We start from the raw sequence: 8,457 nt of genomic DNA on the forward strand, positions 1-8,457 counted from the left end.
AGCCTCTGGCAAAATGGCGAACTCGTAGGGAAAATTGTTCAACTCGATGGTGACGTCGAGGTTGCAGGCAACAAGCTGACAGCCCCACCTGAGCTTCTTGCTCGATTTTCCGACTTTTTTCAATGGGACCCCCAGCCCCCGAAGACAGCGCTTGCGCTTGCTGAAATGACGGCACGCCTTTGCCGGTTACTGCGCGAAGAGGTTACGGAACAACTTGGCGAAGGTTCCGGTCCATTGACCAATCTAGCTACTGACTGGCGAAAGCTGCTGTTTCCCAATGCAACCGATGCAGCGTTTGCCGATGGATATGCTCAGGCTGTAACGTTTGGCATGCTTATGGCGCGGGCGCGAAAAATTCCGTTGAAGGACGGCCTTGATCGAGTTGCGAAAGAACTACGCCAGACTAACACGCTGATTGGCACCGCACTTCGATTGCTGACAGATGACGCAGAAAATCAAGCTACGCTGAAGACTTCACTGGCGACGTTGACCCGCGTTCTCGATGCGGTGGAATGGGATGTCATTAGTAAGGGCGATCCTGAGGCATGGCTATACTTTTACGAGAAATTCCTGAAGGCCTATGACGACGATCTACGCCGTAAGACTGGTTCTTATTACACCCCGCCTGAAGTCGTCATGTCCATGGTGCGGCTGGTGGATGAGGCGTTGCGATCAAGCGCCTATTTTGGCCTCACAGATGGCCTCGCAGATCAGAATGTTACGGTCGCTGACCCTGCTACAGGGACGGGTACGTATCTTTTGGGCATTCTGCGCAGAATAGCGGAAGCGACAGAAGAGGATCAGGGGCCAGGTGCCGTGCCAGGAGTAATCCAAGCCGCAATTCCGCGCCTGATCGGGTTTGAGCTACAGTTCGGACCGTTTGCTGTGGCACAGTTGCGATTGCTCGCGGAGCTTCGTGATCTGGCGGGAGATGAATTCGCTAGTCACGCTGACCCTATGCGTCTTTATGTCACTGATACGCTGAGCAATCCTTATCTCGAAGACGAGTACATCCCACAAATCTTGATGCCACTTGGTGAATCGCGCAGGCAGGCCAATGAGATCAAGAAGCAGGAAAAAATCACGGTTGTGATCGGAAACCCGCCCTACAAAGACAAGGCAAAAGGCTTAGGTGGGTGGGTCGAGTCGGGCAGTGCAAACCGTCCTGGACCATTGATGGATTGGATGCCGCCACCAGAGTGGAATGTCGGGGCGCACACTAAACATCTGCGTAATCTATATGTGTATTTTTGGCGATGGGCCACTTGGAAGGTATTTGGCGACGGCGATCCGGCTGAATTCCAGGGGACGAGAGAGCGTGATCATACAGGTGTGATCAGCTTCATCACCGCTGCTGGATTTGTGAATGGCCCTGGGTTCCAGAAAATGCGGGCTGATCTGCGGGCACAGGCTGATGAAATTTGGATTATAGACTGTACGCCTGAAGGCCATCAACCGCCGGTGTCTAGTCGAATTTTTCAGGATGTTCAGCAGCCTGTTTGCATAGTTATGGCGCTGCGTAAGACAAAAGGTCAGAAAGACAAACCTGCCCGCGTTCGCTATCGAGTTCTTTGCTCTGGCGACAGAGCGGATAAGTTTGAAAATTTGAAGGCTATCACTCTGGAGGGGCCGACTTGGCAGGATTGTTCGTCGCAGCCTCGCTCGTCATTCTTGCCCAAGAGCAAGGGCGCATGGACTGACTTTGTCTCTCTTGAAGAGATGTTCACCTATAATGGTTCGGGTGTAATGCCAGGTCGCGTGTGGGTGGTTGCTCCGGATAAAGGGACTCTGGAAAATCGCTGGAACGCACTGGTTAGCCAGAAAGACTCGAAGAAGAAAGCCACTGATTTTCATCCGCATATGCGAAACGGGAAGCCCGGTGATAAGCATGTAGACAAGCAGCTGAAAAGTGGCTTGTTTGGGCATCCATTCCGATCAGGGCCGGTTGCAGCTGATCAAAGTAGCTGCATTCCTCCAACCCGATACAGCTTTCGCTCATTTGACCGGCAATGGATCATTCCAGACGGCAGGCTGATAAACCAGCCGAACCCAACGCTTTGGGAACACTACTCTGGGACTCAAGTTTTTCTGACTGCCCTGCATCGATCTGCACCAAGTAATGGCCCTGCACTGACGTTTGCTGGCGCAATTTGCGATCTTGATCATTATAAAGGCTCGTTCGGTGGACGGATATTTCCGCTTTGGGCAGACGCAAAGGCAACAGAGCCAAACATCAAACCGATGTTTCTACAAGCTGTGCAAGACGAGATAGGTCAAGTTGTCACTGGGTCAGCCATCATGGCTTACCTTGCCGCAGTCGCCGCGCATCCGGCTTATACTGCACGTTTCAGGGGCGATCTTGTTCAGCCAGGCCTGCGCATCCCGATCACGTCGGATGGCGATCTATTCCGCGAAGCCGTGGAGCTTGGTGAAGAAGTTATCTGGCTTCACACTTTTGGAGAGCGTTTCGTTGATCCAGCAAGAGACCGATCACCGGGTCCACCGCGCTTGCCGAAGGGTCAAGGGCCAGTAATCCCAAAAGACGGAGCCATCCCAACAGACCCAGATCGCATGCCGGACGACATACGCCATGATCATGACAACCAGCGTCTGTATGTCGGGGAAGGTTTCATCGATAATGTTTCACAGAGAGTCTGGGAGTATGAGGTCTCAGGAAAGCAGGTGCTTCTACACTGGTTCAGCTATCGCAAGAAAGATCGAACACGTACCACGATCGGCGAGCGCCGCCCACCTTCACCGTTGGAAGCTATCTTTCCGGACCACTGGTTGGCTGAGTACACATCTGAGCTCTTGAACGTGCTGCATGTCCTCGGGCGGTTGGTCGCGCTAGAGGACAGACAGGCCAACTTGCTTCAGCATATCTGCGATGGACCAATCATAACCGTAGATGCGCTGCAAGCTGTAGGCGCTTTTGACGCCAAGGGGTCAGGAAAGGGAGGCAAAGCGGATGATAGGCAGGATTCCTTGATCTAGCCGACAGCCTGCCGCTTCGTAGTAACATACATAGTGAGCCTGACGAGGCACGTCAGAAGCCGACTTCTGCCAGTCGGACTTCTGGGTACTTGTTGAGAATGCTTCTGACAGTGGTGTCGAGGTGCACAGGGCCCCCCCTTGCGGTCATCATATGGTCTAGGCACAGTATGAGTGCCCGCATCTTGTTGCTTGGAACACCTGCCGCCGGGACGCCGGCTTGTTGGTGTCGCTGAGGCTGCTTCTGAAATGCCCGGTTGAATAGGCGGTCATGGTGAGCGCACACGTTCCGGAGGTCAACCAAGGCCTCTACCCAATTTTCTAACAGCTGGTCGGTAGGAACGCCAAAATCCAACGCTACTGCCTTCACCACGGGGCCATCTAGCGCTTTTAGAAGCCTTGAGGTGGCCCCAAAGGTCAAAAATTCCTTCAGGGTCCAGATCGCTGGCAGAGGTGGGTTCGAATAATTTTCTTTGTAGTGCTTCGCCCTCTTGTCCTTCGACAGGTTGTAAACGGAACTTAGCTTTTGGAGTGCTTCAAGGTGAAGCTCCTTGGTTTTGAAGGCTGTCGGATCGAAGTAAGGGTGGCTACCGTACCGGGCGCTGAGCTCTTCTGAGATGCGATTGCGAAGTAGGATTTCGAACTGGCCAACCGCAGAAAAACAGGCTGCTCGCAGCTTCGCATCACACTCGTAGATTTTCAGAATATCATTGTAGCTGGTTCCAGGTAGGAAAGGTTTTCCGGCGAGAGTGTGGTCCCTTCGACTCAAGAAGTAGATACGAAGCCGCTCGTACCCAATCATCTCGATCTTGCGCGCCGCGACATTCGGTCTGAGTATAGAAAGCCCCTTCGCCCGAAGATGTTGAACTCGGTCGGAAGCGCTAGCGTGAGGTTTTGTGTAAGGTGGTAGGGTCATGAAAAAATAAGGGCCGCCCTTTTGCACTAACTGGTTGCCCAGCCACGTGTGGCGACCCATGACTAGACTTATATGCGCCACATAGTGCCGAGTTTCAAGTCCAATGTGAATCTGGATCGATGTTGCGCACGAGCTAGCGCACTTAGAAGAGCACGGCAGGCCTAAAACGGTCGTTTTCGCCGGTGCCACAAACGTTGGGTTTTGTCCGGCACTCGCGAGCGTGAACAACTGACCGACCGCATAGAGAGTTTGCAGGAGATGCTGACCGATGAGAAGTCTGTACGCCGCCAGCTTACGGCACTTTTGACGGATCAAAGAGAGAAGCCAGCAGAGCCGCCGCGCAAGGGGCTGTGGGCGCGGCTGGTCGGGTAGGAATTTACTGAAAAACGTAATTCTTATCCAGAATATTCCACTCAACTTTTTTTGGATCGTAGCGCGTAGGAAATTTTGGAACAGGCCAGCATAGCCCTTCTGTACCTCTGGCAGGTATAGACGAACTTCTTTGAATATCGCGTCTGTAGATTTCTGATTTAGTTTCAGGGTTGTACGCAACAGCGATACCTGAATATCGAATAATGCTTACGTCAGTGACATTATTTAACTGAGTTCTTAGCGGTTTGGTGGGGTCTTCGTTGCAGGTGTTGATGCTTGCAGAGAAGGCTATGCGGTCCAAATTTCGAGAGTACTTTTCTTTCCATTTATCACTGTCAAAATAATGTTTTGCCAGCATAAATTCAGAGGTAGCACTTGAATTTCCGCCTACGTTGGGACACCTAGGAAAACTAAATTCTCTGCGTTCGTTGGCCTCAAAATACGTCTCACTGACACAGAATACTTTGTCATTGAACTCATCATATAAGAAGGCCACCACGTCTGTGGCGCGGCCTACATTTTGGTAAGTAGTTCCACTAATCCATTTAATCTGATCAACATCAGAGCTGGACATACGGCCCTCTCTACGATCAAATTTCGACCAAGCTGCAAATATTGCTAAAGATATTACTGCTATTGTTCCCAGAACGGATAATATTTTAGGCATCTCAAATTTCTCCTAGAGCGGTATTCGCTGTCGGCGTAGAGAAACTGAAGATCGCTGAGAACCCCGCCAAGGGCTTCGCCTACAGAAGGAACAAGCCCAAGCAGGAGCGATCCAAGGGCTTCACAGCCGAAGAGGCCGCCGCCATTTTGCGGGCCACCGCCACAGCACCGGGAACCCTTGGGAACATACGAGCGCGGACCCAGTTGGCGATAAGGTGGGTGCCTTGGCTATCCCTACAACCTGCTCGCAATAGAGGAAGCGGGTTGGTCTCCGGCATGTTGCGGTCTGACTGCACGCTCCCGACAGCTACAATTTGGGCGTCTCTGCGGTAGGCTGAGGCGTTACCACATTCGCAGCATCTTCGGCCTGATCGATCTTCGCGGCGTCCAGTACGAAGCGAAAATCCGCAGTGCTCATCTCCAACACACGTAGAAGCGTGCCGTCGGTATTCAAAGATATGTTAAGCGCCGCCATGCAATCAACCGGCGCATCGCCCGTCGCCTCGGCAGGATTGAAGAACTGCAAGTTTTGTACGTTTGCCACAGCCCGCGTACATGCTGCGACATTGTTGTAGTGGACAATCCCGTTTTCCTTGTCCCGAACAAGCGCCGCATAATCAAACCCATCGCTATCCACCAGAGCTCTCACCTCATCTTCCGTTCCAAGCATGACTCTTTCTGGATTAAAGACATACTGAAACATCGTTCCCATTGATGACATAGTAGGAAGCCCGAACTTCTCGAGCACGGCGGAGCGTGTTTCCTGATATGAGGCTTGGTCGTTGAATGGGTAGGTAACCGATCTGTATATGGAGTAGACCCGGCTTCCAGAGAACTTCCCTGTGAAATAGGCTCTGAATAGCTCATTTATCCCATTGTCATTGCGAACCACAGAAACAACCACTGGAAACTCCGTGGAACTCTTGGCGTGCTTTGATATTCCGATCTGCGGAGCGACGTTTGGGTATTCGGCCTCCAGCTGCGCCATCACTTCGTCAAAGCCCATGCCGATCCGAACGCCTACGACGTCAATTTCTGCCGATGGCTTCAACTCATCTGCAATTGCCTGAACCGCGCATAAAATAGAGCCAATGGCGAGAATGAAAATATATTTTAGCACCAAGTTCAAACTCCTTATTTTCCAACAGCCGACATTTCCCATGTGGCTTGCCGTTTGGCGCCATAGTCGGTTGACCCGACATTCCCCAAGTAGCCTGCCGCTTGACTTCAAGATCGCCTGATTTTGCTCGCTGGGCAAGCGTTTTTCGCCCCGAGCGGTGTCTGTCGTCGCGCAAACGGCCGAAGTCGGGTGGATCAAGCCTCGAACCCGCAGCATTCTGGCCCGGCAGAGCCGCTTTTCCGCGCGGCAGACGGACCTGTCCTGCCGCTTTCGTTCAGCTTGGGCATGGATCGTGGTCATGCGCATGACGGAGGCGTTCGAAGACGGCGGATGGCGGCAAGGACGGCCCGCACCATCGGGCCGGTGACGGCGACCTCGGCCAACTGGAAGGTAATGGCGCGGGCGTGGCGGACGACGCGGGCGCCGATCTTGATCAGCTTGAGTTGCAGGCTGGTCAACGACCAGTCCGCCATGGCCTCGGGCAGTTCGATGCAGCGCAGGAAGGTTGCCAGGTTGTAGGCCAGCGCGTGCAGTTGCAGCCGCACCTCGTTGTGCCGGAACTTCCGGCATGACAGCCGCGTCCAGCGAAAGGCATATTTGCCTTCCTTGATGTGCTGCTCTGCGGTGCCGCGCTGGTTGTAGAACCTCACCACCCAGTCTGGCTCCATCGGCAGGTTGGTGACGATGAAGCCGACTTTGGGGAACAGCTCGCCCGGATGCCATTCGATCTTGGCGATGACGCGGCGCGGCTTGTCCCAGGACGCCGCCTGATACTCGAAGTCCTCGAAGAACCGTTTGACCTTGGTCAGCGAAGGCCGTCCCACGGGCCGTGTCAGCCGATGCGCGATCTTCTCGCGCAAGACGGCGTTGGCGGGCAGACGGATGGCGTAGAAGAACCTGGCTTCTTCCAGCCGCATATAGATCGCGGGGATCGCGTAGGCAGCGTCGGCCCGGAAGAAGCGTCCACCAAGGTCGCGGCCAGCATATCGGGCAATGACGGGATCAAGGACATCCCGCCAGCCATCGGCGCTGTGGACATTGCCGTTACGCAGGGCGCAGCGCTCCAGCATGCCAAACTGGTTGAACAAGAAGATGGGGTGATAGCAGGTGCAGTCGAAATGCCCGTTCCAGGCAGCACCTTCCTGATCGCCGTGGGTGGGGCTGACCGAGCTGTCCATGTCCAGCACGATGTATTTCAACCCGTTGCGGTCATGAAACCGGTCGATCCATTGGCCGTTCAGATCGGCCAGCGCCGCCCGGTTCGCGGCCAGAGCCAGCGTCTCGGTCTCGAACCGTCCCATCTGCGATGCCGAAGCAGCTTGCGCCTCGACGGCCCTGCCGCCAACGACCTGACGCATCACGGGATCGAGGGCCAAGCGGTCGGCATCGTTCACATCCTCGTATCCGGCCAGTCGTCCGAACACCGATTGCCGGAACAATCCGTCAAGCCGATGGAGCGTGTTCTTCCCGGTGCGGCTGTCTCGCAGCGCCTCCGACGCCAGATTGGACAGGCCGAGCACGTCATCAAGCTCGCGCATCACCAGCAGGCCACCGTCTGAACTGATCTGCGCACCACGGAACTCCAGACGCACACGGCGGTCGAAATCAACCCGATCTCCCCGCGCCAAGCCCGCACCCTCCAGGTGATCCATGAAACGCGCCCCTCGCAGCCGTCAACGCCATGATTTATATGCGAAATATCACGATTACGACAGCGAAATCAGCGACTTACTTGGAGAATGTGGGCTAGATTATTTCTTACCGTACTTCATCTGGCCATACTTCCGCTTGGTGAAGCCCATAAAGGCTTGCGCCACACCCGTTTTGCAGTCTGGCTTGCCTGTGCTTTCCCAATGCGCCCAGAATTGTCGTTGAACTTCGTCCATGTCCAGAAGAAATCGCGTTTCCTGCGCTGCGCGGTCGATATCGGCATCGAGTAAGGCATACTTGGAGCTGTCTTAGCGATCATTGGCACTACAATCATCGCGATTTTCTGAGCGAGATTTCGAGAACGCCGCATTTTCTGACCCTTCGGTCAAAAACCCGATGCCAAAACCTCACGGTCAAAAACGGTCGTTTCTGTCCCTGCCCCCTGCCCTACCCCGTATCAAGGCTTTAGGGTGGACAAAAACCCATGACAAAACCTTTGTGGTTTTGGGAGGTTTTTGGCACAGTGCGGCATGATCATCGGATATGCCCGCGTCAGCACAGACGACCAGAACCTAGACGGCCAGATCGATGCCTTGAAGGCGGCGGGAGCAGAGAAGATATTTGCTGACAAGATCACCGGCACGGCCCGCAGCAGGCCCGAGCTGGACCGCTTGCTCGATCAACTGCGCCAGGGCGATGTGATCACTGTCACCAAGTATGACCGCCTTGCGCGGTCCTTGCG

At 54.3% G+C, this 8,457-nt stretch carries 6 protein-coding genes; 2 read left to right on the forward strand and 4 right to left on the reverse strand.

Annotation, left to right across the window (positions count from 1 at the left end):
* A partial coding sequence (locus WBB85_RS04365) for a type ISP restriction/modification enzyme (RefSeq protein ID WP_432637406.1) occupies positions 1 to 2,994 on the forward strand: 2,994 nt, incomplete at its 5' end.
* Between the two features lie 52 nt (positions 2,995 to 3,046).
* On the opposite strand, the gene WBB85_RS04370 is transcribed toward WBB85_RS04365, so the two are convergent.
* The 4 genes from WBB85_RS04370 to WBB85_RS04385 all read right to left on the reverse strand — a co-directional run bounded on the left by WBB85_RS04370 (position 3,047) and on the right by WBB85_RS04385 (position 7,717).
* The gene (locus WBB85_RS04370) at positions 3,047 to 3,967 is read right to left on the reverse strand and encodes an Abi family protein (protein WP_432637407.1); all 921 of its coding nucleotides are present in this window, start codon (positions 3,965 to 3,967) and stop codon (positions 3,047 to 3,049) included.
* A 316-nt stretch (positions 3,968 to 4,283) separates the two neighbouring features.
* Positions 4,284 to 4,946 (reverse strand): hypothetical protein, encoded by a 663-nt coding sequence (locus WBB85_RS04375; RefSeq protein WP_432637408.1) that lies wholly within the window; start codon positions 4,944 to 4,946, stop codon positions 4,284 to 4,286.
* Positions 4,947 to 5,252: 306 nt separating this feature from the next.
* A complete protein-coding gene (locus tag WBB85_RS04380; protein WP_432637409.1) occupies positions 5,253 to 6,371 on the reverse strand; it encodes a hypothetical protein in 1,119 nt (372 codons plus the stop codon).
* The gene (locus WBB85_RS04385) at positions 6,362 to 7,717 is read right to left on the reverse strand and encodes an IS1380-like element ISPme1 family transposase (RefSeq protein WP_012112698.1); all 1,356 of its coding nucleotides are present in this window, start codon (positions 7,715 to 7,717) and stop codon (positions 6,362 to 6,364) included. Before WBB85_RS04385 ends, WBB85_RS04380 begins: the two co-directional genes overlap by 10 nt.
* Before the next feature lie 528 nt (positions 7,718 to 8,245).
* On the opposite strand from WBB85_RS04385, the gene WBB85_RS04390 reads away from it, so the two are divergent.
* The coding region (locus tag WBB85_RS04390; protein ID WP_432637410.1) for a recombinase family protein at positions 8,246 to 8,457 on the forward strand (212 nt) is incomplete at its 3' end.

This window comes from Albidovulum sp., from assembly GCF_049646345.1.
Lineage (GTDB): Bacteria > Pseudomonadota > Alphaproteobacteria > Rhodobacterales > Rhodobacteraceae > Albidovulum.